The sequence below is a fragment of the Limimaricola variabilis genome, assembly GCF_034371605.1.
Lineage (GTDB): Bacteria > Pseudomonadota > Alphaproteobacteria > Rhodobacterales > Rhodobacteraceae > Limimaricola > Limimaricola variabilis.
Map to the genome: position 1 here is coordinate 2,800,732 of NZ_CP139691.1, position 23,379 is coordinate 2,824,110.

The 23,379-nt window shown below is 66.9% G+C and carries 26 protein-coding genes, 2 tRNA genes and 1 other RNA gene; 19 read left to right on the forward strand and 10 right to left on the reverse strand.

The window, feature by feature from the left end; all coding sequences use genetic code 11:
* Positions 1 to 72: 72 nt before the first annotated feature.
* The 7 genes from gndA to T8T21_RS14015 form a co-directional block, all read right to left on the reverse strand.
* Positions 73 to 1,491: an NADP-dependent phosphogluconate dehydrogenase gene (gndA, locus tag T8T21_RS13985; RefSeq protein ID WP_322336020.1), complete on the reverse strand. Its 1,419-nt coding sequence runs from the start codon at positions 1,489 to 1,491 to the stop codon at positions 73 to 75.
* 120 nt (positions 1,492 to 1,611) lie between these two features.
* Positions 1,612 to 1,686 (reverse strand) — tRNA-Glu (locus T8T21_RS13990).
* A 51-nt stretch (positions 1,687 to 1,737) separates the two neighbouring features.
* Positions 1,738 to 1,812 (reverse strand) — tRNA-Glu (locus tag T8T21_RS13995).
* Positions 1,813 to 1,909: 97 nt separating this feature from the next.
* The gene (recJ, locus tag T8T21_RS14000) at positions 1,910 to 3,655 is read right to left on the reverse strand and encodes a single-stranded-DNA-specific exonuclease RecJ (RefSeq protein WP_322336021.1); all 1,746 of its coding nucleotides are present in this window, start codon (positions 3,653 to 3,655) and stop codon (positions 1,910 to 1,912) included.
* 124 nt (positions 3,656 to 3,779) lie between these two features.
* Positions 3,780 to 4,763 carry a class II fructose-bisphosphatase gene (gene glpX, locus T8T21_RS14005; RefSeq protein WP_322336022.1) on the reverse strand — a complete coding sequence of 328 codons (984 nt, stop codon included), beginning with the start codon at positions 4,761 to 4,763 and terminating at the stop codon, positions 3,780 to 3,782.
* Positions 4,764 to 4,939: 176 nt separating this feature from the next.
* Positions 4,940 to 6,226, reverse strand: a complete 1,287-nt coding sequence (locus T8T21_RS14010) for a homoserine dehydrogenase (RefSeq protein WP_322336023.1) — start codon at positions 6,224 to 6,226, stop codon at positions 4,940 to 4,942.
* Positions 6,227 to 6,278: 52 nt separating this feature from the next.
* Complete coding sequence (locus T8T21_RS14015) at positions 6,279 to 6,656, reverse strand: hypothetical protein (protein WP_322336024.1); 378 nt, start codon at positions 6,654 to 6,656, stop codon at positions 6,279 to 6,281.
* Between the two features lie 130 nt (positions 6,657 to 6,786).
* On the opposite strand from T8T21_RS14015, the gene T8T21_RS14020 reads away from it, so the two are divergent.
* Positions 6,787 to 7,251 (forward strand): hypothetical protein, encoded by a 465-nt coding sequence (locus tag T8T21_RS14020; RefSeq protein WP_322336025.1) that lies wholly within the window; start codon positions 6,787 to 6,789, stop codon positions 7,249 to 7,251.
* A 10-nt stretch (positions 7,252 to 7,261) separates the two neighbouring features.
* On the opposite strand, the gene T8T21_RS14025 is transcribed toward T8T21_RS14020, so the two are convergent.
* Genes T8T21_RS14025 through T8T21_RS14035 form a run of 3 tightly spaced genes read right to left on the reverse strand, consistent with a single transcriptional unit; the run spans position 7,262 to position 10,007 of the window.
* Positions 7,262 to 7,858: a TadE/TadG family type IV pilus assembly protein gene (locus T8T21_RS14025; protein ID WP_322336026.1), complete on the reverse strand. Its 597-nt coding sequence runs from the start codon at positions 7,856 to 7,858 to the stop codon at positions 7,262 to 7,264.
* The gene (locus T8T21_RS14030) at positions 7,855 to 8,403 is read right to left on the reverse strand and encodes a TadE/TadG family type IV pilus assembly protein (RefSeq protein WP_322336027.1); all 549 of its coding nucleotides are present in this window, start codon (positions 8,401 to 8,403) and stop codon (positions 7,855 to 7,857) included. Before T8T21_RS14030 ends, T8T21_RS14025 begins: the two co-directional genes overlap by 4 nt.
* Positions 8,400 to 10,007: a TadE/TadG family type IV pilus assembly protein gene (locus tag T8T21_RS14035; protein WP_322336028.1), complete on the reverse strand. Its 1,608-nt coding sequence runs from the start codon at positions 10,005 to 10,007 to the stop codon at positions 8,400 to 8,402. The genes T8T21_RS14030 and T8T21_RS14035 overlap by 4 nt, the downstream gene beginning before the upstream one ends.
* Before the next feature lie 182 nt (positions 10,008 to 10,189).
* Between T8T21_RS14035 and T8T21_RS14040 the strand changes: the two genes are divergently transcribed.
* The 18 genes from T8T21_RS14040 to T8T21_RS14125 all read left to right on the forward strand — a co-directional run bounded on the left by T8T21_RS14040 (position 10,190) and on the right by T8T21_RS14125 (position 23,374).
* A complete protein-coding gene (locus T8T21_RS14040; protein ID WP_322336029.1) occupies positions 10,190 to 11,632 on the forward strand; it encodes a Glu/Leu/Phe/Val family dehydrogenase in 1,443 nt (480 codons plus the stop codon).
* Between the two features lie 99 nt (positions 11,633 to 11,731).
* Positions 11,732 to 12,163 (forward strand): TadE/TadG family type IV pilus assembly protein, encoded by a 432-nt coding sequence (locus tag T8T21_RS14045; RefSeq protein WP_322336030.1) that lies wholly within the window; start codon positions 11,732 to 11,734, stop codon positions 12,161 to 12,163.
* A gap of 2 nt (positions 12,164 to 12,165) precedes the next feature.
* Positions 12,166 to 13,488, forward strand: coding sequence for a pilus assembly protein TadG-related protein (locus tag T8T21_RS14050; RefSeq protein WP_322336031.1), 1,323 nt, complete (start codon positions 12,166 to 12,168; stop codon positions 13,486 to 13,488).
* Between the two features lie 9 nt (positions 13,489 to 13,497).
* Positions 13,498 to 14,154 (forward strand): ceramidase domain-containing protein, encoded by a 657-nt coding sequence (locus T8T21_RS14055; protein WP_322336032.1) that lies wholly within the window; start codon positions 13,498 to 13,500, stop codon positions 14,152 to 14,154.
* A gap of 29 nt (positions 14,155 to 14,183) precedes the next feature.
* Positions 14,184 to 14,471, forward strand: coding sequence for an Asp-tRNA(Asn)/Glu-tRNA(Gln) amidotransferase subunit GatC (gene gatC / locus T8T21_RS14060; protein WP_322336033.1), 288 nt, complete (start codon positions 14,184 to 14,186; stop codon positions 14,469 to 14,471).
* A gap of 10 nt (positions 14,472 to 14,481) precedes the next feature.
* Positions 14,482 to 15,966 (forward strand): Asp-tRNA(Asn)/Glu-tRNA(Gln) amidotransferase subunit GatA, encoded by a 1,485-nt coding sequence (gatA, locus tag T8T21_RS14065; RefSeq protein WP_322336034.1) that lies wholly within the window; start codon positions 14,482 to 14,484, stop codon positions 15,964 to 15,966.
* Between the two features lie 38 nt (positions 15,967 to 16,004).
* Positions 16,005 to 16,670: a hypothetical protein gene (locus T8T21_RS14070; RefSeq protein ID WP_183472270.1), complete on the forward strand. Its 666-nt coding sequence runs from the start codon at positions 16,005 to 16,007 to the stop codon at positions 16,668 to 16,670.
* A gap of 5 nt (positions 16,671 to 16,675) precedes the next feature.
* Positions 16,676 to 17,362 (forward strand): N-acetylmuramoyl-L-alanine amidase, encoded by a 687-nt coding sequence (locus T8T21_RS14075; RefSeq protein ID WP_322336035.1) that lies wholly within the window; start codon positions 16,676 to 16,678, stop codon positions 17,360 to 17,362.
* A gap of 11 nt (positions 17,363 to 17,373) precedes the next feature.
* Positions 17,374 to 17,765, forward strand: an RNA gene (rnpB, locus tag T8T21_RS14080) — RNase P RNA component class A.
* A 116-nt stretch (positions 17,766 to 17,881) separates the two neighbouring features.
* Positions 17,882 to 18,049, forward strand: coding sequence for a 50S ribosomal protein L33 (gene rpmG / locus T8T21_RS14085; protein WP_017928995.1), 168 nt, complete (start codon positions 17,882 to 17,884; stop codon positions 18,047 to 18,049).
* Positions 18,050 to 18,585: 536 nt separating this feature from the next.
* A complete protein-coding gene (locus T8T21_RS14090) occupies positions 18,586 to 19,761 on the forward strand; it encodes a tyrosine-type recombinase/integrase (protein WP_322336036.1) in 1,176 nt (391 codons plus the stop codon).
* A 75-nt stretch (positions 19,762 to 19,836) separates the two neighbouring features.
* Complete coding sequence (locus T8T21_RS14095; protein ID WP_322336037.1) at positions 19,837 to 20,061, forward strand: helix-turn-helix transcriptional regulator; 225 nt, start codon at positions 19,837 to 19,839, stop codon at positions 20,059 to 20,061.
* A 20-nt stretch (positions 20,062 to 20,081) separates the two neighbouring features.
* Entirely contained in the window at positions 20,082 to 20,690 is a 609-nt protein-coding gene (locus tag T8T21_RS14100; protein WP_322336038.1) for a hypothetical protein, read from the forward strand.
* Between the two features lie 109 nt (positions 20,691 to 20,799).
* Positions 20,800 to 20,988: a helix-turn-helix transcriptional regulator gene (locus tag T8T21_RS14105; protein ID WP_322336039.1), complete on the forward strand. Its 189-nt coding sequence runs from the start codon at positions 20,800 to 20,802 to the stop codon at positions 20,986 to 20,988.
* A gap of 104 nt (positions 20,989 to 21,092) precedes the next feature.
* On the forward strand, positions 21,093 to 21,458 hold the full coding sequence (locus tag T8T21_RS14110) for a hypothetical protein (RefSeq protein ID WP_322336040.1): 366 nt from the start codon (positions 21,093 to 21,095) through the stop codon (positions 21,456 to 21,458).
* Between the two features lie 94 nt (positions 21,459 to 21,552).
* Positions 21,553 to 22,659, forward strand: coding sequence for a bifunctional DNA primase/polymerase (locus tag T8T21_RS14115; protein WP_322336041.1), 1,107 nt, complete (start codon positions 21,553 to 21,555; stop codon positions 22,657 to 22,659).
* Between the two features lie 170 nt (positions 22,660 to 22,829).
* Positions 22,830 to 23,147: a hypothetical protein gene (locus tag T8T21_RS14120; protein ID WP_322336042.1), complete on the forward strand. Its 318-nt coding sequence runs from the start codon at positions 22,830 to 22,832 to the stop codon at positions 23,145 to 23,147.
* Entirely contained in the window at positions 23,144 to 23,374 is a 231-nt protein-coding gene (locus T8T21_RS14125) for a hypothetical protein (protein ID WP_322336043.1), read from the forward strand. The genes T8T21_RS14120 and T8T21_RS14125 overlap by 4 nt, the downstream gene beginning before the upstream one ends.
* The last annotated feature ends 5 nt before the right edge of the window (positions 23,375 to 23,379 follow it).

Consider the following 23,379-nt stretch of genomic DNA (forward strand, 5'->3'; position numbering starts at 1 on the left):
CCGCCCCCGAGGCGCAAACGAAAAGGCCCCCGCGCAGCGCGCGGGGGCCTTTGCCGTTCCGAGGGGCGGCGATCAGACGCCGTGGCCGTGCCAGGGGCCGTGCTTGTCCTCGATGCCGTCGGTCCGCTCGAAGCCGTGCTCGCCGAAATAGTCGCGCTGCGCCTGGATCATATTGGCGGTGCCGCGCGCGGTACGCATCGTGTCGAAGTAGCTCAGCCCCGAGGACAGCGCCGGCATCGGGTGGCCGTAGCGCGCGCCGATCGCGACCAGCTCGCGCAGCGCCACGTGGCCCTCGCGCAGATGCCGTGCGAAGACCGGCGCCAGCATCAGGTTGCGATCCTCGTCCTCGGCCAGCGCGGCGGCCATGTCGTCGAGCATCGCCGAGCGGATGATGCAGCCCTCGCGCCAGACACGCGCGATGGCGGGCAGCGGCAGCGCCCAACCGAACTGCTCGGAGGCGGCGGCGATCATGTCGAAGCCCTGCGCATAGCACAGCACCTTGCCGGCGATCAGCGCCCGCTCCAGCATCTCGTCAGACACCTTGCCCTCGGGGATTTGCTGCGGCGCCGCGCCGAACAGATCCTCGCCTTCCTTGCGCGCAGCGACCCGGCTCGACAGGTTGCGGGCCACGACGGCGGCCTCGATCGCCGGGATCGGGGCGGCGAGATGCTGCGCCTCGATCGCGGTCCAGCGACCGGTGCCCTTCTGACCCGCCTTGTCGAGGATCAGGTCGATCATCGGCTGACCGGTGTGCTTGTCGGCGGCTTTGGTGACGATCGAGGAGATCTCGATCAGGTAGGATTTCAGCGCGCCCTCGTTGAACCGCGCGAAGGCGTCGCCGATCGCGTCGGCATCGAGCCCGAGGCCGTCACGCATCACGCCATAGACCTCGGCGATCATCTGCATGTCGGCGTATTCGATGCCGTTATGCACCGCCTTGACGAAGTGGCCCGCGCCCTCGCGGCCCATCCAGTCGGCGCAAGGCTCGTCACCGAACTTTGCGGCGATGGCGGTCAGGATCGGTGCGACCCGGTCCCAATGCGCCTTTTCGCCGCCGCCCATGATCGCCGGCCCGTGCCGTGCGCCGGCCTCGCCGCCGGAGACGCCGATGCCGAGGAACGGCTTGCCCTCGGCCTCGCGCGAACGGCGGTTGGTGTCGTGGAAGTTGGCGTTGCCGGCATCGATGATCATGTCGTCATCGTCGAGCAGCGGCCGCAGCGCCGCGATCTGCTCATCGACGGGCTCGCCGGCCGGCACCATGAGGATGATCGCGCGCGGCTTGGCAATGGCGGCGACGAGTTCCTCGTAGCTCTCGGTCGGGATCACCCAGTCGGCCAGCTCTCCGGCTTCGGCATGAAAGGCGCGGGTCACGTCCGCGCGGCGGTTCCAGACCGCGATGGGGAAGCCCTTTTCGGCGATGTTGAGCGCCAGCGCGCTGCCCATGGTGCCAAGGCCGATGAGGCCAATCTTCGCTTTGTCCTGTTGTGCCATCGCGGCGCCTCCCATTGCGGTATCGGGCCCGCTTTACCCGCGCGCGCGAACGGGAACAACCGAGCATCAGGCTCAGGCCGCGGCGGTTGGCGCGAGGGCAGGGGGAGGAAGGAGGCGTCGTGGCAGCCCGTAGGGGAATCGAACCCCTCTTTCCAGGTTGAAAACCTGGCGTCCTAACCGATAGACGAACGGGCCACTCTGACGACGGAACCGGTTTCCCGAAAGGGACCTCGAACCGTGAACCGATGGCAGCCCGTAGGGGAATCGAACCCCTCTTTCCAGGTTGAAAACCTGGCGTCCTAACCGATAGACGAACGGGCCGCTCGTCGGTGAGCCGGTGTTTAGGGAAACCGCTCTGGCCCCGCAAGGGGAAAATCGACGATCCGTGAAATTGCCGTGGGGGAAAAACCGCCTGCGCTCAACGCGCCGGCGCGGCGTCGTCGAGCCGCAGCTGGACGGTGCGGCGGCCCTTCCAAATGTTGAGGTCTAGCTTGCCTGCGAGGTGGAAGCGCGCACCGCCATGGCGCATCAGCGCGGCCCCCATCGGCCCGTCCATCGCGCCGAAGGCGATGCCGTCGAGCCGCGCCCCGAGACCATCGCCGAAGCCTATCTTCAGATGGCCCTGGCCGACTTCGCGGACGTGCTGGATCGCCATGTCGGGAAAGGCGAAGCGCGGCGCCGGCGCGGCGGCGCCGAAGGGGCCCGCCGCCTCGATCCGCTTGATCAGCTCGAGCGTGGCGGCGCCGGGCATCAGCACCGAATCGAGCCGCAGGTCGCGCGGCCCGCCGGCCCCCGCGCCCTGCTTCTCCAGAAGTTCGGCGAGGCGCGCCATCGCGGGTTCGATCATGGCCTCCTCGACGGTGAGACCGGCCGCCATCTTGTGGCCGCCGCCACGAAGCAGCAGCCCCTCGGCCGCGACGCGGTGGATCGCGGCGCCCAGATCGATTCCCGGCACCGAGCGGGCCGAGCCCTTGCCGATCCCGTCCTCGATGCCGATCACCACGGCGGGGCGGTTGGTCGCCTCCTTCATCCGCGCGGCCGCGATGCCGACCACGCCGGGGTGCCAGCCCGCGCCGGCGGCCCAGGCGAGGGGCCCCTCGGTGCCGCGCGCTTCGGCCTGTTCGAGGGCGGCGTCGCGCACCCGTGCCTCGATCTCGCGCCGCTCGCGGTTGAGGTGGTCGAGCTTTTCGGCCAAGGCGGCCGCCTCGTGCGGATCATCGGTCGCCAGCAGCCTTGCGCCGAGGTCGGACTTGCCGATCCGGCCGCCGGCGTTGACGCGCGGGCCGAGCAGGTAGCCCAGATGATAAGCGGTGGGCGGCACGTCGAGCCCGGCCACGTCGGCGAGCGCCACGAGGCCGGGGCGCTGGCGGCGCGCCATGACCTGAAGCCCGGTGCGCACCAGCGCCCGGTTGACGCCGGTGAGCGGCGCCACGTCGGCCACGGTGGCCAGCGCCACGAGGTCGAGCATCGCCATCAGGTCCGGGCCGGGCTTGCCATCCTCGCGCAGTCGGCGGTTCAGTTCCACCAACAACAGGAACACCACGGCCGCGGCGCACAGATGCGCCAGATCGCCGCTCTCGTCCTGCCGGTTGGGGTTTACCACCGCCACCGCGTCGGGCAGCGTCTCGCCACCCAAATGGTGATCGAGCACGACGACATCCACGTCCTGCGCGGCGGCGATCGGCTCGTGACTCAACGTGCCGCAATCGACGCAGATGATGAGGTCGTGGTTACGCGCCAGCCGCTCCATCGCCGGGGCGTTGGGGCCGTAGCCCTCTTCGATCCGGTCCGGAATGTAGAGCGTGGCCTGCAGCCCCATCCGGCGCAGCCAGACCAACAGCAGCGCGGCCGAGGCACCGCCATCGACGTCGTAATCCGCGAAGATGGCTATCCGCTCGCGGCCCCGCACGGCCTGCATCACGCGATCCGAGGCGGAGCCCATGTCGCGAAGCGTCAGCGGGTCGGGCAGCAGTTCGCGCAAGGTCGGCGAGAGAAATCCGGCCACCGCCTCGGCGGCGACGCCGCGCCCCACGAGCGCGTGGCACAGTGGCAGCGGCAGGTCGCAGCCTTGGGCCATGGCCTGGGCGAGGCGGTCGGCCTCGGCGGCGGGACCGACCCAGCGGCGGCCGGTCAGCGAGGCGGAGACGTCGAGAAAATCGGGCATGGCGCGGGTGTCGCCCGAAAGCGGGCGCGATGGCAAGCCCGGAGACGATGCCGCTGCTCACGCGGGCGCGATCCGCCCGCGCCGGTCTGGGGGGCGGCGGGGCCAGCCCCGCCGCGGCGTTGGTTCAGCGGCCGGGTTGGCTGCGGTCGATCGGGTTGCGGTAGAACATGCGCCGCACCGAGCCGGTCTTGGACCGCATCAGGATCGTCTCGGCCGTAAGGTAGCCGCCATCGCGGCGGATGCCCGGCACGAGGTTGCCATCGGTGACGCCGGTGGCGGCAAAGATCACGTCGCCGGTGACCAGCTCGTCGCGCGAATAGATCCGGTCGAGATCCTCGATCCCGGCCTTGCGGGCGCGGCCCACCTCGTCGTCGTTGCGGAACAGCAGCCGGCCGTAGATTTGGCCACCCATGCATTTCAGCGCGGCAGCCGCCAGCACACCCTCGGGCGCACCGCCCGAGCCCATGTACATGTCGATGCCGGTCTTGGCCGGTTCGGCGCAATGCATGACGCCGGCCACGTCGCCATCGGTGATCAGGCGGATCGCCGCGCCGGTCGAGCGCAGCTCGTCGATCATCTCCTGGTGGCGCGGGCGTTCCAGCACGCAGACGGTGATGTCGCCCGCATCGGTGCCCTTGGCCTTGGCCAGCGCGGCGACGCGCTCGGCCGGGCTCATCTCGAGCGTCACCACGCCGGGAGTGAAGCCCGGCCCGACCGCGAGCTTGTCCATGTAGACGTCGGGGGCGTGCAGCATCGAGCCGCGCGGACCCATGGCAATCACCGTAAGCGCGTTCGGCATGTCCTTGGCGGTCAGCGTCGTGCCCTCGAGCGGGTCGAGCGCGATGTCCACCGCCGGGCCCTCGCCGGTGCCGACCTCCTCACCGATATAGAGCATCGGCGCCTCGTCGCGCTCGCCCTCGCCGATCACCACGCAGCCGGCGATGTCGAGCATGTTGAGCTGGGTGCGCATGGCGTTGACGGCGGCCTGATCGGCGGCCTTCTCGTCGCCGCGACCGATCAGCGGCGCGCAGGCGATGGCCGCGGCTTCCGACACTCGGGCGAGGCCGAGCGACAGCATGCGATCATGGAATTCGGGAGCTTGGGGCATGGGAGGCGTCCTCGGGCAATCGTGAGCGTTGCCTCGACCTAACCGGCCCTCCGGCGCGGTGACAAGCGCGCCGGGAGATGTTTGCGCAAACGGCGCGAGATGGGCGGCGGCGGGCTCGGGCGCCGCCGCCGGAATGGGCGTTTTCGGGGGTGGGGAAGGGGCGGCGCCCCTCTCCGTCAGACCTGTTCGATGCGGATCGCGACCGGGGCGCCCTGCACCACGCCGGTGGCCTCGAAGCCTGCAAGCGCGTCCTCGAGGGCGGCGCGGGTCGTCTTGTGGGTGACGATCAGCACCGGGGCAGAGGTGTCCTCGTGATCGTATTGCCGCATCCGGTCGATCGAGATCCCGGCTTCACCCAGTACCCGCGCGACCTTGGCAAGCGCGCCCGGTTTGTCCAGCAGACGCATCCGCAGGTAATAGGGAGCGGGCACCGCCGCCTGCGCCGCGCGCGCCGCGCGCAGCCCGGAGGCGGGCTGGCCGAAGACCGGCAGCCGGATCCCACGGGCGAGATCCATTACGTCGCCCATCACCGCGCTGGCCGTGGGGCCCGCGCCCGCGCCGGGGCCGCGCAGCACCACCTGGCCGATCGCGTCGCCCTCGAGCACCACCATGTTGGTGCCGCCTTCGAGCTGGCCCAGCGGCGAGGAGGCGGGCACGAGGCAGGGCGACATGCGCTGCTCCAGCCCGCGTCCGGTCATCTGCGCCACGCCAAGAAGCTTGATGCGGAAGCCCATGTCGGCGGCGTGGTTGATGTCCTCGATGGTGATCGCGCCGATGCCCTCGAGTTCGACACCCGCGAAGTCGACCTTGGTGCCGAAGGCGATCGCGGCCAGCAGCGCCAGCTTGTGACCGGCATCGATGCCGCCCACGTCGAGCTGCGGGTCTGCTTCGAGATAGCCGAGATCGGCGGCTTCCTGAAACACCGCGTCATAGGGCAGCCCGGCGCTCTGCATCCGCGTCAGAATGTAGTTGCAGGTGCCGTTCATCACCCCCATCACGCGGGTCATCTCGTTGCCAGCCAGCGACTCGGTGAGCGCCTTGATGACCGGGATGCCGCCCGCGACGGCCGCCTCGAAGCGGATCACCCGGCCTTGCGCCTCGGCCCGCTCGGCCAGCGCCTGGCCGTGATGGGCGAGCAGCGCCTTGTTGGCGGTGACCACGTCCTTGCCGTTGTCGAGCGCGATCTCGACGACCGACTTGGCGATGCCCTCATGGCCGCCCATCAGCTCCAGCACCACGTCCACGTCGTCGCGGGCGGCGAGAGCGGCCGCGTCGTCCTCCCAGGCATAGGCCGAAAGATCGACGCCACGGTCCCGGGCGCGGTTCCGGGCCGAGACGGCAGTGATCTCCACCGCGCGGCCGGCGCGGGCCGCGAGAAGTTCGGGATGCTCCTGCACGATGCGCACGACCCCTGCGCCGACGGTTCCGAGACCGGCGATTCCGAGGCGAAGGGGAGAGGTCATGGGAGGCTCCGGTCTGTCTTGGCTGCGCGCGACTGTTAGCCCGAGCGGGGGATCACTGCAACGCGGCAGGGGTCGTCACGCCCGCCTCGATGCGGGCACGCGTCTGCGCGTCGATCACCGGCGCGCTGCGCAGCGCCTCGGCCCGCGCCGCGAGATCGCGCAGCCGGGCCTCCGGCAGCGCGGCGCCCGGGGTGCCGGTTACCTGCCGGCGGGACAGTGCCTCGGCCCGTTGCGCCAGCGCCGTGCCGCTGGCCTCGGTCAGTCGCGGCGACGCCTGCGCGGCATCGGCGCGTGCCAGAAGCGGCACGACGTCGACGAGCGGTGGCGGCGGGCCGTGGCGTTCGGCCTCGGGCACGCGGGCGTCGATCTCGGGGAACTGGGCGCAGCCGGCGGCGAGCAGCAGCGGCACGAGGAAAAGGAGGCGGGGCATTGGGGTCCGGATCTGGGGCTGCGCTCAGGTTACGGGGCGCCGGCCGGGGCGGCAATGGCATCCCCGCGCGGGGGTGACGGCCGATGGTGGCCGGGCTATGCCCGACCGGGCAACAGCCGGGGACGGAATGATGGAGTTCGAATTGCGCGCGGCGCCCGCCCGCCGGGCGATGGCGGTCGGGGTGCTCTATGTCTTCGGCGGTCTCGCGGTTTACACCGCGCTGACGCAGGCCGACGGGGCGCTCTGGGTCGCTGCGCTGCTGGCGCTGGGCGCCGGGGGGCTGGCGGCGGGCGAGGCGCTGCGCCGGGCGACGCGCCTCGTGTTGCGGCTCGACGAGACGGGGCTATCGGCCAGCGATGGCACCTTGCTGGCGGGCTGGCAAGACATTGCCGGGATCGACCGCGGCAGCTTCTCGCTCAAGCCGTCGAACGGCTTCACGCTGCGGCTGACGCGGCCGATGGCGCGGGGCTGGCGGCCGGGCATGTGGTGGCGGCTCGGGCATCGGCTGGGAATCGGCGGCGTGACCCCGGCGCCGCAGACAAAGGCGATGGCCGAGGCGATCGAGTCGCGGCTGGCGCAGCGGAGCGGCACCTAGCTCCCAGTACCTAGCACAGCGCGTCGGACACCGTCCCGGTCACGCTGTAGCAAAGCTGGCCGGCGAAGCGCAGCCGGGTCACGACCCGATCCTCGAAGGTGAAGGGCGCCAACCCGACATCGAAGATGGGAGTGTAGTCCGTCCAGGTTTCGACCAGCGTCGCCACCTCGAGATTCGGCATGTCGGGCAGCTCCGCCCGGACCTCGTTCAGCGCGGCATCGGTCAGGGCGGACACGCCGGTGCCCCGCGCCGTCGACCAGCGGACACGGTAGCTGTTGGTCGGCGCGTCATAGGTGAAGACGCTGACCCGGATGCGCGGTGCCCGCGATTCCGGCATCAGGACGCCCTGCAGCGCGGAGATGCTGTTGACGAAGGTCGGCGTGATATAGCCCGACTCCCGGCTCAGTACGTCGCCGACCGTGTAGGCCGCGCGGGTGTTGATCGATTTCGCGCGATAGGCGTCGAAGAACACCCAGCTGCCGCCGAATACCCAGAGCAGCAGCGGCATCATCAGCACCGCCTCGACCGTCATCGAACCCGCCTCGCGGTCCCGACCGCGCCAGAACCGCGCCAGCCCTGCGCGGGCGATCTGCCAAGCCCGCCTCATGGTTCGACCACGAAGGCAGAGGCGGAGGTCAGCGCATAGGCGCCGGCCGACTGGCGGGGCAGCCGCGCGCCCAGCCCGCTGGTGGGGAAGTACGGATCGAACAGGGAGCAGGCACGCAGAAGCATCAGTTGGTTCTCCACTCCGGCGGTGAAGCGGCGCAGCGGCACGGTGATGTCGGCGCGGTCGACGCAATCCGCCTGTTCGGGGGGCGTGACCCAGGACCGCAGGTCGAGCGGGCGCATTTCGAGCCGAAGATTGCTCGCGCAGTCCGGCAGCAGCAGCGCGTGGTTGCAGATCGAGGCACTGACCGTGGCGTGGTCAACCGGGGTGATCTGCCCTAGCCGGACCTCGCGCACGGTCAGGTCGAGGCCCCGATCCAGCATCACCTGGCGCAGCGTGACCATGCCCAGCTCGAAGCTCGACAGGATCACCAGCATCAGCACCGGGAAGATCAGCACGAACTCGACCGAGGCGGCCCCTTCGCTTGCGCGCAGCAAGGCGGGACGGCGCCGCAGCGCATGCAGGAAGCGACGCAGACCGGTCATTGGATCAGCCTCAGTGCGTTGATCTGGGTGGCGATCGAGGTGAAGGCGGAGGCGATCTGCAGCCCTTCGACGCGGTAGAAATGCGAGGGCGAGGAGGCGCAGCCAGCCATCGCCTCCATGGCGCCGGGCTCGTTGATCTCGAAGCCGATGGTGAAGATCACCACGCCCTTGGCCTTGGCCGCGGAGCAGATCTGGCTCAGCCGGGTATCCTTGGTGATGGTCCAGTCGGTTTCGACGATCGAGGTCCAAGTGGCAAAAGCGGTGTCGAAGGCCGCAGTGCCTTGATCGAACTGCATCGCTCGCAGGTGATAAGCGTGCTCCCGCACCGTCATTCGAGCGAAGAGCTCGTTCCAGCGCAACCGGGTCGCGAGTGCCGGGCGCGTCGCCACGATCTTACCTTCCGATGCCCTGAAGTAGTCACCGGTCAGCCGCTTTACGTAGTAGTCGTTCGAGCCGAGCACCCAGACATCGGACAGGTCATTTTCACGGTAGGGCGACTTGAGCCGGTAATTGACGGTGTTGGCCCCGTCGGTCATCACCACCAGCACCTTCATCCCCTGTGATATGCCGAAGTCGCGCGGCCAGCCGGTCAGGCCGGATGCCAGACCCGTCACCGCGGAGAACTGGTTGAGCGCGGTGCGCACGGTCGGGTCGAGCAGCGCGGCGCCCCAGTTCACGCCCATCTCGATCGAGGTCCAGCCTTCGGCGCTAAGCCCGGCGATCCGGTTCTTGAGCGCGGTGCGGCTGGTCGACCAGGGCAGCACTTCGAAGCCGTTGCCGGTCCGGCAGGTCGAGGACCGCATCCGCATGTTGGCATAATTGCTGATCCCGCCCGAGGAGGGGGAGTAGCCGCTGCTGTCGAAATGCCCGGCCTGCACCAGCGGCAATGGCGAGGCCACGGTGGTCAGGTAGGCGGTGGCGGGCAGGTCCGCGCAATAGCTGAAATTGTGCAGCCGGGGCATGCCGAGCGCGGTGGCGAGATCGAGCCCGAGGTTGACCTGGGTCGAGTAGGGCACCAGCGAAATCGCCAGATGGCCCGGTTCGACGGTGTTGAACATGGTGTCGATGAACTCGGCGCCGGCGGTCTTGAGGCGCGGCAGGCGGTTGTTGCTGTTCATCGAGCCGGAGACGTCGAGCACCAGCCCGATCTCGATGTCGTTCACCGATTCGGTGGCCGAGGCCGCCGCAGGGGCGGCCAGCGACGTCATGCCGGCGAATTTCAGCATCATGGTCGGCACCGTGGAGCGTGCCTCGGCCCGGACCGTGCGCATGTTGAGCGCTTGCACCACTTCGACCGCGCCGAGGCTGTCGGACATCCCGGCCTTGGCGACGTAGTCACGCACCACCGTCTCGGGGTCGCGCGTCTGTTGCAGGTCGGCGGCGGCGAGGACCGCCCGGTCGAGTGTGGCCTGCAGCTCGGTACGCCGGGCTTCGGTCCGCATGATGTCGACGCCCAAGCCCCCGATCATCAGCATGATCACCATCACGAAGAGCGAGAAGACGATGATCGAGCCGCTCTCGTCGCGACCCAGCGTATCTGGGCCGCCCTCCCGGCGAGGGGGGCGCTGCTGGCGGTTTCGGTGCGGGGCAGGGTGCCGGTTCACGGGCGTATTCTCCTTTCGGACGAGATCAGGGAACCGTGCCGACATGGCCAATTTGCGGCGTGACTCCGGCGCGGGCGGGCCTTTCCCCCACGCCACGGCTTCCACTGCTGTCGATTATTGGGGGATTGGGTCTAGGATCGGGCAGGAGAGCCGGCGCCGGCCGGCCGCACAGGGAGACCAAGATGACCGAGCACAACCCACATCAACCCGAACCGGGATTCCGCGATTCCGTCGACATGATGTTCAACCGCGCCGTGGCGCTGATGGACCTGTCGCCCGGCCTCGAAGAGAAGATCCGCGTCTGCAACGCCACCTATACCGTGCGCTTCGGCGTGCGGCTGCGCGGCCAGATCCACACCTTCACCGGCTACCGGTCGGTGCATTCCGAGCATATGGAGCCTGTGAAGGGCGGCATCCGCTATGCGCCGTCGGTGCACCAGGACGAGGTCGAGGCGCTGGCGGCGCTGATGACCTACAAATGCGCCCTTGTCGAAGTGCCCTATGGCGGCTCCAAGGGCGGGCTTCGGATCGATCCGCGCGACTGGGACGAGCATGAGCTGGAGCAGATCACCCGCCGCTTCGCCTATGAGCTGGCCAAGCGCGACCTGATCAGCCCCTCCCAGAACGTGCCTGCCCCCGACATGGGCACCGGCGAGCGCGAGATGGCCTGGATCGCCGACCAATACGCGCGGATGAACACCACCGACATCAACTCCCGCGCCTGCGTCACCGGCAAGCCGCTCAATGCCGGCGGCATCCACGGCCGGGTCGAGGCGACCGGTCGCGGCGTGCAATACGCGCTGCGCGAATTCTTCCGTCACCCCGAGGACGTGGCCAAGGCCAACCTCTCGGGCAAGCTCGAAGGCAAGCGAGTCATCGTCCAGGGTCTCGGCAATGTGGGCTACCACGCTGCCAAGTTCCTCTCCGAGGAGGACGGCGCCAAGATCACCGCCATCATCGAGCGCGACGGTGCCATCACCGAGGAAAACGGCCTCGACGTCGAGGCGGTGCACCAGTGGATCACCAAGCATGGCGGCGTGAAGGATTACCCCCATGCCACGCATCACTCGGACGGTGCGGCGCTGCTCGAGGCGGAATGCGACATCCTGATCCCGGCGGCGCTGGAGGGCACGATCAACCTCGCCAATGCCGACCGCATCAAGGCGCCGCTGATCATCGAGGCCGCCAACGGCCCGATCACGGCCGGGGCCGACGAGATCCTGCGCGAAAAGGGCGTGGTCATCATTCCCGACATGTATGCCAACGCCGGCGGCGTGACGGTGTCCTATTTCGAATGGGTCAAGAACCTCAGCCATATCCGTTTCGGCCGGATGGAGCGCCGCGCCGACGAAGCCCGTGCGCAGGCGATCGTCGACGAGCTCGAGCGGCTGTCGGCTGACGAGGGGCTGGGCTGGAGCCTGTCGAAGAACTTCAAGGAGCGCTATCTCAAGGGCGATGACGAACTGGAGCTGGTGCGTTCGGGTCTCGATGACACGATGCGCACCGCCTACCAGTCGATGCGCGAGATCTGGCACGCGCGCGATGACGTGCCCGACCTGCGCACCGCCGCCTATCTCGTGGCGATCGGCCGGGTGGCGCTGAGCTACCGTTCCAAGGGTCTCTGAACCACGGATCTGCCCCAGCCCTTCCCCGCCGGCACCGGAATCGTGCCGCAATCGCCGGTTACCCTTCCGTTAATCAAAACGGAATCGGAGGCGGGGCAGATGCGCCAGACGACCGGACCGGAACACCGCAGCGCGCGCCTCCGACGGGCGCTGCGGTGGCTGGGCCATGACAGCACCGGCTCGATGTCGATCGAGGCGGTGCTGTGGATTCCGCTTTTCACTTTCCTGCTGATGTTGGTGGTGGATGTTTCCAACATCTACCTCAAGCAGAGCGAAGCGCTGCGGATCGTGCAGGAGGGCAACCGCGCCCTTTCGGTCAATCGTCTGAGCTCGCCGCTGGAGGCGCAGCTCGCCATCGCCGAGCGGCTGACCGGGGCGGTGGCTGGCGCGAAGGTGACAACGGCGATCAGCGGCGATGTCATCGTCACCACCGTAAAGCTGCCGCTCAGCGCGATGACCTTGAGCGGCAGCCTGCCGCTCATCGGCAATACCGAGCTCACGCTCAGTTCGCGCCACCGGGTGGAGTACTGATCATGGCCCGCGGATGGGGATGCCTTTCGTTCCTGCGCCGTCTTCTCCGGGACGCGAGCGGCGGCGGCACGATGTTCGGGCTCTTCATCTTCGTGGCGATGGCGGCCATGGGCGGCGTGGCCATCGACGTGAGCCACGTCCATGCCGAGCGGGTCAGGCTGCAGATCATGGCCGATTCCGCCGCTCATGCGGCGCTGGTCGCTCGCCGCCGCATGCCCGCCGACGAGGCCAAGTTGGCAGCGGTCGCGATGGTGCGGGCGAACGAGGCCGACGCGCGGCGTGGCAACCTGGTCCTCGCCTCCGATATCGCCTTCGGCACCTTCGACTATGACACCGGCAAGTTCACCGCCGATCCGAGCAAGACCGACGCGGTGCGGGTCACCACCGCGCGCCGGGCTGCACGGGGCAACGCGGTGACGAGCTTCGTGACGCAGATCATCGGGATCGATAGCTGGGACATCTCCCGCGACGCGGTCTTCGTCGCCTACAACCCGGGCTGCGCCGATCAGGGCTTCCTGGCCAATGGGGCGATCGACGTGCAGTCGAACAACGCCTATCTCAACGGCTTCTGCATGCACTCCAACTCTTGGGTTTCGATCAACAACAACAACAGCTTCGAGCCGGGCACGGTGCTGTCGATGCCCAATATCGACCAGCTGCGGATGCCCGCCTCGGGCTTCACCAGGAACGAGGGGCTGCAGGCGGCATTGCGGCCGGCGGAGGTCGAGATCCGCGAGCTGCGCGACCTGTCCGAAATCATCGCGCAGCTCGAGAGCTACGGCTCCTGGCACATGCCCGATTACGTGACCTCGGGCAGCGTGATCCAGCTTTCGGGCTCGAGCTTCGACCCCTCTCACTTCACGCCGGGCCGAATCCACCGGCTCGCCTGCAAGGGCAAAACGGTGACGCTGGGCACGAAGGGGGCGCTCACCACGATCCGCAAGGCGGTGATCGTCACAGACTGCGCGGTGAGTCTCGGCTCGGGGCTCGCCTTCGAGGACGCGGTCGTCGCCACCACAGATACGAGCGTCAAGTCGATCACCGGCAGCGCCGGGGTGCGTCTCGGGCGCATCGATGCCTGCCTGCCCGGCGGCAGCGCGCAACTCCTCACGATGGGCGGGGTGGACCTCCCCTCGGGCTTCAACCTGCATGGCAGCCAGGTCATCGCCAAGGGCGATATCAAGTTCAGCGCGAACGCCGTTGGGATCGGCGTGTCGCTGATCTCGGGCGGTCGGATCGACAGCACGTCGAACATGACCATGTATCGTTGTGCCGACGGTCTCGACGGCAACTTCCAGGTGGATCACTACCGGCTCGCGCTCTAGCCTCGGGCCATGGATTGGACCGCACCGATCGATGCCTATTGCGAACGGCTGGGTCCCGGGTTCTGGGCCGAGCCGCTCAATCTCGTTTCCAACGCCGCCTTTCTGATCGCCGCGATCTTGTGCTGGCGTCGCGCGGGCGGGCTGGCCCTGCCGCGTGTACTGTCCGCGATCCTCTTCACCATCGGCATCGGCAGCGGGCTGTTTCATTCGGTGGCCAGCTTCTGGGCGATGCTGGCCGACGTGATTCCGATCGCGGTCTTCATCCTCGCCTATGTCTACGCCGCGAACCGCGCGTTCTGGCATTTGCCCGTCTGGGCCTCGGCGCTGGGCGCGGCGGCTTTCGTGCCATGGGCGATGATCCTGACGCCGGTCTTCGCGGCGCTGCCATTCTTTGCCATTTCCGCATTCTACTGGCCGGTGCCGTTGCTGATCGCGATCTACGCCGTAGCCCTGTGGCGGCGCTGGCCGATGGTGGGGCGGGGCATGGGGTTGGGCGCCGCGCTGTTGTCTGTGTCGCTGGTGTTCCGCTCGTTCGACGAAACGCTCTGCCCGGGCTGGCCCGCCGGCACGCATTTCGCCTGGCACGCGCTCAACGGGGTCATGCTCGGCTGGATGATCGAGCTGATCCGCCGGGCGCTGCTTGCGGGACCGACCCGCGCCCGCTAAAGCCGGGATCGACCAGACAGGAGAGCCCCATGTCGATCGATACCGACACCGCCCGGCGGGTGGCCAAGCTGGCCCGGATCCGGGTCGAGGAAGAGGCGCTGCCCGCGCTCGCCGCCGAGTTCAACACCATCCTTGGCTTCATCGAGCAGCTGCAGGAAGTGGATGTCGAGGGGATCGAGCCGATGACCGGCGTGACGCCGATGCATCTCAAGCGGCGCGAGGACGTGGTGACCGACGGCAGCCAGCAGGACAAGGTGCTGGCCAATGCGCCCGATGCCCGCGAAGGCTTCTTCGCGGTGCCCAAGGTCGTGGAATGAGGGGCGGGAAATGACCGAACTGACCAAGCTGACCATCGCCGCCGCCCGCGACGCGCTGCGCAAGGGCGAGATCTCGTCCGTCGAACTGACCGGCGCGCTCAACGCCGCCGTCGACGGCGCGGACAAGCTCAACGCCTATGCCCACAAGACGCCCGAGATCGCCGAGGCGCAGGCCAAGGCGGCCGACGAGCGGCTCAAGGCCGGTGACGCGCCCGACCTGTGCGGCGTGCCGCTGGGCATCAAGGACCTGTTCTGCACCGAGGGCACGGCGAGCCAAGCGGCCAGCCGCATCCTCGAGGGCTTCCGCCCGCAATACGAATCGACCGTGACCACGCAGCTCTTCCACGACGGCGCGGTGATGCTGGGCAAGCTCAACATGGACGAGTTTGCGATGGGCTCGTCGAACGAGACCTCGGCCTACGGCCCCGCCGTGAATCCGTGGCAGGCCGATGACGGCGTTGCGCTGACGCCGGGCGGCTCCTCGGGCGGCTCGGCCGCCGCCGTGGCCGCCGATCTGTGTCTCGGCGCCACCGGCACCGATACCGGCGGCTCGATCCGCCAGCCGGCTGCCTTCACCGGCATCACCGGCATCAAGCCGACCTATGGGCGCTGCTCGCGCTGGGGCATCATCGCCTTCGCCTCCTCGCTCGACCAGGCCGGGCCGATGACCCGCGACGTGCGCGACGCCGCGATCATGCTGCGCGCCATGTCGGGCCACGACCCCAAGGATTCGACTTCGGCCGACATTCCGGTCCCTGACTTCGAGGCGATGCTGACCGGCGACATCCGCGGCAAGGTGATCGGCATCCCGCGCGAGTACCATGTCGACGGCATGCCGGGCGAGATCGAGGCGCTGTGGAGCCGTGGCACCGAGATGCTGCGCGACGCGGGTGCGTTGATCCGCGACATCTCGCTGCCGCATACCAAATACGCCCTGCCGGCCTATTACGTGATCGCCCCCGCCGAGGCGTCGTCGAACCTCGCGCGCTATGACGGCGTGCGCTTTGGCCACCGCGCCAAGCTGGCGCAGGGCGACGGCATCACCGAGATGTACGAGAAGACCCGCGCCGAGGGCTTCGGCTCCGAGGTGCAGCGCCGGATCATGGTCGGCACCTACGTGCTGTCGGCCGGCTTCTACGACGCCTACTACAACCGCGCCCGCAAGGTCCGCGCGCTGATCAAGCGCGATTTCGACCAGGTCTTCGCCGAAGGGGTCGACGCGATCCTGACGCCGGCGACGCCGTCCTCGGCCTTCGGTCTCGGCGCGATGAAGGACGCCGACCCGGTGCAGATGTATCTCAACGACGTGTTCACCGTGACGGTGAACCTCGCCGGTCTGCCGGGCATCTCGGTGCCCGCCGGTCTCGATCACAAGGGGCTGCCGCTGGGCCTCCAGCTGATCGGCCGGCCGTGGGAAGAGGGCGATCTGCTCAACACCGCCTATGCGCTGGAGCAGGCCGCCGGTTTCGTTTCCAAGCCCGCGAAATGGTGGTAACGGGCGCAGTCGAACAGATCAGGGCCCGGAGTGTCGCCGTGAAACCGCTTGCTTCTCGAACCAAATTTCTGGTCCTGGCCTGCGCCGGGCTGACGCTGGCCGCCTGCGCGCCGCGCGTTCCCGACAGCGGGGCGGCGATGCGCGAGGCGCAGCTGACCGGCCGCTACCAGGACCAGCCGGCCACCTTCGGGGCGCCCGCGGGTGGCACCATCGCCAGCTCCGAGCTTGCCGCCGCCGGGATCGACCTCGACCGCCGTGGCGGTGTGCAGGCCAGCCCGACCAACGCCGCGCCGATCGCTTCTGGCGGTGCGGCGATCTCGGACGAGCAGAGCTTCGAAGCGGTCGCGAACCGCGAGACGATTCAGTCCGACGCCGAACGTCGTGCCCAGCAGGCGGCGGCCTACCAGGTGATCCAGCCGACCGCGCTGCCGCAGCGCACCGGCGAGACCGGGCCGAACCTCGTGGAATACGCGCTCAACGCGCCGAACAAGCGCGGGCAGGAGTGGTATTCGCGCTTCATCCTCGGGACCATGGGCAACCGGTTCGAGCGCAACTGCGCCTCCTACCGTTCGCCCGACGACGCGCAGCGCGACTTCCTGCTGCGCGGCGGCCCGAACCGCGATCCGAAGGGAATCGACCCCGACGGCGACGGCTTCGCCTGCGGCTGGGATCCGGCGCCCTTCCTCGCGGCGGTCGGCCGCTAGGGGCGATGCCCGAAGCGCTGTCACCGAATCACGGGCCGCGACGCCTTGGCGCGCGGCCCGATCTCGTGGTGATCCACTTCACGGCGATGGACAGCCACGAGGCGGCGCTGACGCGGCTGTGCGACCCGGCGGCCGAGGTCTCGGCGCATTGGCTGATATCGGGTGCGGGTAGGGTCACCGCGCTGGTGCCCGAGGAGCAGCGTGCCTGGCACGCCGGCGCCGGGCGCTGGGGCATGGTCGAGGACGTAAATTCGCGCTCGATCGGGATCGAGCTCTACAATCGTGGCGACCATCCCTTCGCCGGGCCGCAGATGGCAGCGCTCGAATCGCTGCTGTCGGAGGTCATGGCGCGCTGGACGATTCCGCCCGAGCGGGTGATCGGTCATTCCGACATGGCACCGGGCCGGAAAACCGATCCCGGTCCACGATTCGACTGGCACCGGCTGGCGCGGCACGGCCTGTCGGTCTGGCCCCGGCCGGGGCAGGGGGCGGCGGCCCCCTCGGCGCGGGCCTTCGACGAGCTGGCCCGCCACTTCGGTTACACCGCCGCCGTGTCCCATGACCTGCGTCTCGCTGCCTTTCGCCTGCGATTCCGGCCACGTGCCACGGGGCCGGTGGATGCCGTCGACATGGCCCTCATCGCCGACCTCGCCGCGCGCTTTCCCGTTGACCGGGGCGTGACGGCGGCATAGGGCAGCCGGGCGCGGATGGCTGGATGGCCGCGGGCCTTCGGGCTCGAGGAAAGTCCGGACTCCACAAGGCACGGTGCCGGGTAACGCCCGGCCGGGGCAACCCGAGGGAAAGCGCCACAGAGAACAGTCCGCCCGGCATGTCTGGGTCAGGGTGAAACGGTGGGGTAAGAGCCCACCGCGGGACGGGCAACCGGACCGGCACGGCAAGCCCCACCGGGAGCAATGCCAAATAGGGACCTCGCGCGGGTGCTGATCCGGTTCGCCGGATATCGCCGCAGGGACGCCTGACCCCGAGAGGTCCGGGTTGGCAGCTTCAGATGCCCTGGCAACAGGGTGTCGAGATGAATGGTCATCGCCGGGGGCAACCCCGGGACAGAATCCGGCTTATAGGCCATCCGCGCGTATCTTCCTGGCCCGTTTCGCGGTTGACAGCGCGAAGCGCGCGGTTAAAAGCCGGGGCTCAGACGTATTCACGCGGGCGCCGTCAACGCGCACGCCCCGCGAGCAGGAGAGACGACCATGGCGAAGCCGACGACGATCAAGATCCGCCTGAACTCGACCGCGGGGACCGGCCACTTCTACGTGACCAAGAAGAACGCCCGCACCATGACCGAAAAGATGGTTGTGCGGAAGTACGACCCGGTCAAGCGCGAGCATGTCGAGTACAAGGAAGGCAAGATCAAGTAATCTTGCCCGTTCCGACGGAATTGGAGGCCGTGTCCCGAGAGGGGCACGGCCTTTCTCGTTCCGGCATGGCTGGATCGATTAGTGATAAGGAAGCTCGGTCGACTGTCGGGCAGGACAGGGGCGAAGGGGGTTCTGCAAACTCACTTGGAGGCCGATGCGGCGAGACGCGTGCGCCATTCGCTTCGCATTTCACGAGTGGTCCCGGTCGGGGGTAGCGACACGTACAGGCAGGGTTGAGGCCATCATTGATGGAGCGAGCGATCGCTTCGCAGGCCGGGCCATGTCTATGAAGAATGAGGCGCAAACGCAGGCCACCATGGCCCCGAACTCTCGTCTCGGACGTGATGTCGATGATGAGGGGGGCTTGGTAGCGGAGGAGGCTACCGGTCCCTAATGTCATGCATTCTCGATTGGTCTCATAAGTATCTGATCTGCAAGGCACGACTCTGAGTTTTGTTCTCATAAGTTCTCATCTATCATCTTCCAATCCCAATGAAGATGATGGTAAAGATGATGGGACAAATGGAGCACGCGTGATGCCAAAGCTGACTGCTCGGAAGGTTGCGACCCTGAAGGACGCGGGCATGTATTCCGATGGGGATGGCCTCTATCTTCGGATCGGCGCGAGAGGTGGCAAGTCGTGGATCTTGCGCACTGTCATTCATGGCAATCGTCGGGATCTTGGCCTTGGCTCAGTGAAGACGAGAACTCTCGCAGAAGCACGGGAGGAAGCCTACATGCTGCGCAAGATAGCCAGGGAGGGCGGTGATCCGACTGCAGCACGTCAGCGAGTGGCGCTGACCTTCGAGGAAGCAGCCCTGAATGTCTGGGAGCAACTGAAGCCCACATGGCATGGCCCGGCCCACGCACAGCGATGGAAATCGAGCTTGGACATGTATGTGTTTCCGCACTTCGGGTCGCGGCCGATCCACACGATCCAAAGTTCGGATGTGCTTGGCGTCCTCGCTCCTATCTGGGTTGCGAAGAATGACACCGCACGCAGAGTAAAGCAGCGAATCAACCAGGTGTTCGACTGGGCCAAAGGCGCAGGGCATTACCCCAGCGAAAACCCGACCGTAGGTGTTGAGAAGTCCTTGCCGAAAGTGAAGGCCAAGCCAAAGCATCACCCTGCGCTTCCTTGGCAGGAGTTGCCCGCCTTCATGGCGGAACTGAAGCAGAGAGAAGGCGTCTCCGCGCGGTGCTTGGAATTGATCATCTTGACGGGCTTGCGCTCGAATGAGGCGCGAGGCGCGAGATGGGATGAATTTTCAGGGCGCGTCTGGACCGTTCCAGCATCGCGTATGAAGGTCAAAGATGCCGATCACCGTATCCCGCTGGCACCGCAAGCCATGGCTATAGTTGAGCAGATGGCCGGATATGATGATGTGTTGGTGTTCCCCAGCTCACAGAGATTCAAGTCCGGCTTAGCGAAGCCCCTCTCGGACACCGTATTTGAAGCACTGTACGAGCGAATGGGTCGTACCGGTTTTACCACGCATGGCTTTCGATCCACTTTTCGGGATTGGAGCAGTGAGTATGCCCATGCCGACCGAGAAATCGCAGAGATGGTATTGGCACATGCAGTCGGCGGGCCTGTCGAGCGTGCCTATGCCCGATCCACCCTATTCGACCGCCGTCGCGAACTCATGGAGCGCTGGGCGCGCTTCGCTATGGGGCAGGAGGACGGAAAGGTGATCAAGCTTGCTCGGTAAGGAACCGTTAACCTCAGTGAAATTGGGCAGCTGTATCTTGTGTGTCGAGGCAACGACAACACGAGAGCAGACAACATGACTGACAAGATTCTTCGCCGCGCCGCCGTGGAGGAAATGACCGGCCTGAGCCGCAGCACCCTGTACCGGATGATGGATCGGGGTGAGTTCCCCCGCCCAGCGCGGATCGGCCAGCGTGCCGTTGGTTGGCGACAGAGCGCCATCGAAAACTGGCTCGTTTCGCTCTCCCCATTAGCCGAACAGGGAAGGAGAAATGGAGACATGTGGAGGGGGGCAGCATGAGTGGACCACGATTTCTACCATTGTTGAAGGATGACGGGTCATTGCAGGACAATGCTTGTCTGATGCTGTTGGGGGTAATGCTTTTCCCTCACTGTCTGCGTAGCGCTCAGCTTTATTGCTCCATCAAGAGCGAGGGTGAAAGCGAAATGGGTCATCTCCTGGATGTAAGCATTGCCGCCCGGAATCAGACCGCCAGTGTGGCGGGCCAAAGTGCTTGGACCTTGGCCAAGCTAGCGGAGCATCACCCTACGGAGGCGTCTTTGAGCAGGGCTCACTACCTCACGGTCTATGGACTGAAGACGGCCCGTACCCGAGCTGGTAAGTCATATCCGTTAAAATCGATGTCTGGGACGCGGAAAGCGTTCGATACCTACCGTGACGTGGCGCATTTTTGGGCAGCACGAAATGCCCACCCTGAGTTGTTTCGAGACAGCGATACCGGTGATGGACTATGCCGCTTCCTTAGTGCCGCAAGCGTCTATGAGGCCCTGCTAGATGAGGTTGAAACGCTCTTATGGGAGCCGTGGCGCGTCCCCAATGAAGTACGAGGCGATGAGGGCATAGTGATCCAGCCGCTTTCCGTCGAAGAACTTAAGATGCATAAAGACTATCATCCGGCGCTTCGTTAGGCGGAAGAGCCAAGGCTGAATATCTGTGTGCACTTTCATAGTGCACAATTCCGGCGCTGCATCCTGTTGGACATATTGGGAGTGTCCAAGGCTAATTGGGATGCACCCGATGACAAAGAACCTGCTTTCTGACCGCGAAGCCGCAGCGCTCATCAGCTGCGGCAAGAGCACCATTTGGCGCTGGGCCGCTGAAGGTGTAATTCCCCGCCCCCTAAAAATCGGTGGCATGTCGCGTTGGCGTCTTTCGGACATCGAGGCCGTAATCGCCAAGGCCGATGCGCAGCGCCACGCTGCCTAAAGAAAACCCCACCTCAATCCATCTGGATCGGGCGGGGCATATCTTTCGGCGGCATCTGAAAGATAGCGCATTCGACCCGATCCTTCAACTCCCAAAGGATCGACATGGCACAAGAGCAAAAACGCCCTTCGCCCAATACCCGCTGGATCATGTCCAGCCGCGACCTTCCCCGCAAGCGCCACGACGGCTGGTTCCGCGTGACGAAAGCCGATGGCAGCGCGAGCGTCATCGTGCTGCGCAAGCGCAAGCGCCAAGTCCTCGAAACCCTGATGCGCTCGCCCATCTACTGCGCGAGCCCGGTGCGGCTCTCCGACATCGTGAACCTGCTGCGCCACAACTACGGCATCGCCATCGAGACGGTGTACTTCGAAGAGGATCATGGCGACGACGTGACCCGCTATGGCGTGTACTGCCTTGCTGATAAGGTCGAGTACGTCGAGCGCCGGGCCGCTCTGGGGGTGGCCGCGTGATGGCCGCCCGCGTCGCCCGCCTCCGTCGCGTTCATGGTCTCTCCGAAGCCGCCGCCCGTGCTGTGGCAGTCCTTGCCTATGGGGAGGCCCGCGAATGACCGCCCATGCCCTTCCCATAGGCCCGGGCGTTCCCGCTCAGCAGATGGCGCAGCTGCATGGTCAGGGCTTCAGTCTTCTGCCGCTGGGCAAGGGTGCTGACGGCAAATCTCCGCTCCTAGCCTTCAGTAGCGCCCAGCGCATCCCACTTGCCCGTGTGCTGGCTCCTATGCACCGCACCGGTTCCTGCTGCTACGGCATCCGTCTCGGCGGTCTGGCGGTGATCGACTGCGATACCGACGATCCGGCATTGGTGGCTGACATGGAGGCGCGCTTCGGCGCGTCTCCGGTCCACGTTAGAACCCCGCGTGGCCGTCATCTCTACTATCGGGCGGATGTTGGTACGTTTCCGAACCTACGCGGCGAGGGGCTGCCGGTAGACATCAAACGTGGCCATTCCAGCTACGTGATGGGGCCGGGGTCCGTTCGCCCTGATGGCGGCGAGTACGTTCCAGCCAAGGGCGCGCTGGGCATGGACGTGCTGCCCGAGATCCGGCTCGCATCGGCAAGGCAGCCTGTCACCCGTACCTCGGGACGCATCGAGACAGGTAGCCGCAACTACGCGCTGACGGTCGCCGCCGTGCAGATGGTCGAGACGGTGGACGATGCTGACGAGCTATTCGGCAATCTCCAGTTCATCCGTGATGACGAATGCGAGGACCCGGCCACGCTGCCGGATGGCGAGTTGCGCAAGATTGCCGACTGGGCATGGTCTAAGCGACTGGAGGGCAAGGTGTACCACGGGCGCAGCAGCGAATTCCGCCTCAGTCGGGAAGCTCTCGATGCCTTGGCAGGACTGCCGAACGCGTCCGACGCAATCGCGCTGTTCGTGATGCTTCAGGATCAGCATGGTCATCGACCGGCTGTCACCTTCCCACTGGACCACAGCGCTATGAAGGCTGCCGGGCGCACCGACCTGTCCCGCGAGCGGTTCATCGCTGCCAGGGAGGCGCTGCAGGGCGCTGGGCTGATCCAGATTGCCGCTCGCCATGTCGCTGGAAAGCAGCCGCGCACCTATCGGCTCGCCCGTCTCCGGCCGGCCGCCGCCAACGTCACCATGCTTCACCACCCACATAGACCGCAACAGAAGGGGGAGGGGGTTTAATGCTTACTTATGTTTACGGGATTCCGTCACAAGCGATTTGCCGTGCTCCGGAAGGCCGCAAAAACGGGCCAACTACGGGCGGACGCAACCCGGATGGCACCTTCGCGCCGGGTAATCCTGGGAGGCCACAGGGCAGCCGCCATAGGGCCACACAGGCCACTCTAGCGCTCTTGGATGGGGAGGCCGAGGCGCTGACCCGCAAAGCCGTAGAGATGGCCCTGGAGGGCGACGGTGCGGCCCTGCGGCTGTGCCTGGAGCGGATCGCCCCGCCCCGGAAAGATGCGCCCGTAGAGTTCGCTCTGCCCGCCATGGCTTCGGCCCAGGATGCCGCCACGGCTGCCGCATCCATTCTCGCTGCCGTCGCCAATGCGGAACTGACGCCCGGCGAGGGAGCGCACGTGATGGCGCTGGTCGAAACCTACCGGCGCACTCTGGAAACCACTGAACTGGAAAGCCGCTTGGCGGCACTCGAAGGAGGCAAAGCATGACACTTCGACAGCGTCTCACCAGACTTGAAGGCACGCGCCCGGCGACCGTTAACCCCGGTGAAGGTGCGCGCAAGCTGAAAGAGTTCATCGACCGCATCGCTGAGCGGCAGCGCGCCGCACCTGATTGGGTGGAGCCGAATGATACGCCCGAAGAGCGGGCCGCCAAGGTGCAGGCGCTCAAGGTCGCCCTACTGAAAGCGGTCGGGCGGAAAGAGATCAGGTCGTGAGTCGC

What these genes read in the sequence shown, in the direction of transcription:
- T8T21_RS14125 (WP_322336043.1), top strand. Translation starts at nt 23,144, where the DNA reads ATGACACTTCGACAGCGTCTCACCAGACTTGAAGGCACGCGCCCGGCG.
- gndA (WP_322336020.1), bottom strand. Translation starts at nt 1,491, where the DNA reads ATGGCACAACAGGACAAAGCGAAGATTGGCCTCATCGGCCTTGGCACC.
- T8T21_RS14115 (WP_322336041.1), top strand. Translation starts at nt 21,553, where the DNA reads ATGACCGCCCATGCCCTTCCCATAGGCCCGGGCGTTCCCGCTCAGCAG.
- T8T21_RS14105 (WP_322336039.1), top strand. Translation starts at nt 20,800, where the DNA reads ATGACAAAGAACCTGCTTTCTGACCGCGAAGCCGCAGCGCTCATCAGC.
- T8T21_RS14045 (WP_322336030.1), top strand. Translation starts at nt 11,732, where the DNA reads ATGCGCCAGACGACCGGACCGGAACACCGCAGCGCGCGCCTCCGACGG.
- glpX (WP_322336022.1), bottom strand. Translation starts at nt 4,763, where the DNA reads ATGCCCCAAGCTCCCGAATTCCATGATCGCATGCTGTCGCTCGGCCTC.
- T8T21_RS14095 (WP_322336037.1), top strand. Translation starts at nt 19,837, where the DNA reads ATGACTGACAAGATTCTTCGCCGCGCCGCCGTGGAGGAAATGACCGGC.
- T8T21_RS14090 (WP_322336036.1), top strand. Translation starts at nt 18,586, where the DNA reads ATGCCAAAGCTGACTGCTCGGAAGGTTGCGACCCTGAAGGACGCGGGC.
- rpmG (WP_017928995.1), top strand. Translation starts at nt 17,882, where the DNA reads ATGGCGAAGCCGACGACGATCAAGATCCGCCTGAACTCGACCGCGGGG.
- T8T21_RS14050 (WP_322336031.1), top strand. Translation starts at nt 12,166, where the DNA reads ATGGCCCGCGGATGGGGATGCCTTTCGTTCCTGCGCCGTCTTCTCCGG.
- gatC (WP_322336033.1), top strand. Translation starts at nt 14,184, where the DNA reads ATGTCGATCGATACCGACACCGCCCGGCGGGTGGCCAAGCTGGCCCGG.
- T8T21_RS14055 (WP_322336032.1), top strand. Translation starts at nt 13,498, where the DNA reads ATGGATTGGACCGCACCGATCGATGCCTATTGCGAACGGCTGGGTCCC.
- T8T21_RS14110 (WP_322336040.1), top strand. Translation starts at nt 21,093, where the DNA reads ATGGCACAAGAGCAAAAACGCCCTTCGCCCAATACCCGCTGGATCATG.
- T8T21_RS14075 (WP_322336035.1), top strand. Translation starts at nt 16,676, where the DNA reads ATGCCCGAAGCGCTGTCACCGAATCACGGGCCGCGACGCCTTGGCGCG.
- T8T21_RS14010 (WP_322336023.1), bottom strand. Translation starts at nt 6,226, where the DNA reads ATGACCTCTCCCCTTCGCCTCGGAATCGCCGGTCTCGGAACCGTCGGC.
- T8T21_RS14020 (WP_322336025.1), top strand. Translation starts at nt 6,787, where the DNA reads ATGGAGTTCGAATTGCGCGCGGCGCCCGCCCGCCGGGCGATGGCGGTC.
- recJ (WP_322336021.1), bottom strand. Translation starts at nt 3,655, where the DNA reads ATGCCCGATTTTCTCGACGTCTCCGCCTCGCTGACCGGCCGCCGCTGG.
- T8T21_RS14030 (WP_322336027.1), bottom strand. Translation starts at nt 8,403, where the DNA reads ATGACCGGTCTGCGTCGCTTCCTGCATGCGCTGCGGCGCCGTCCCGCC.
- T8T21_RS14025 (WP_322336026.1), bottom strand. Translation starts at nt 7,858, where the DNA reads ATGAGGCGGGCTTGGCAGATCGCCCGCGCAGGGCTGGCGCGGTTCTGG.
- T8T21_RS14015 (WP_322336024.1), bottom strand. Translation starts at nt 6,656, where the DNA reads ATGCCCCGCCTCCTTTTCCTCGTGCCGCTGCTGCTCGCCGCCGGCTGC.
- gatA (WP_322336034.1), top strand. Translation starts at nt 14,482, where the DNA reads ATGACCGAACTGACCAAGCTGACCATCGCCGCCGCCCGCGACGCGCTG.
- T8T21_RS14040 (WP_322336029.1), top strand. Translation starts at nt 10,190, where the DNA reads ATGACCGAGCACAACCCACATCAACCCGAACCGGGATTCCGCGATTCC.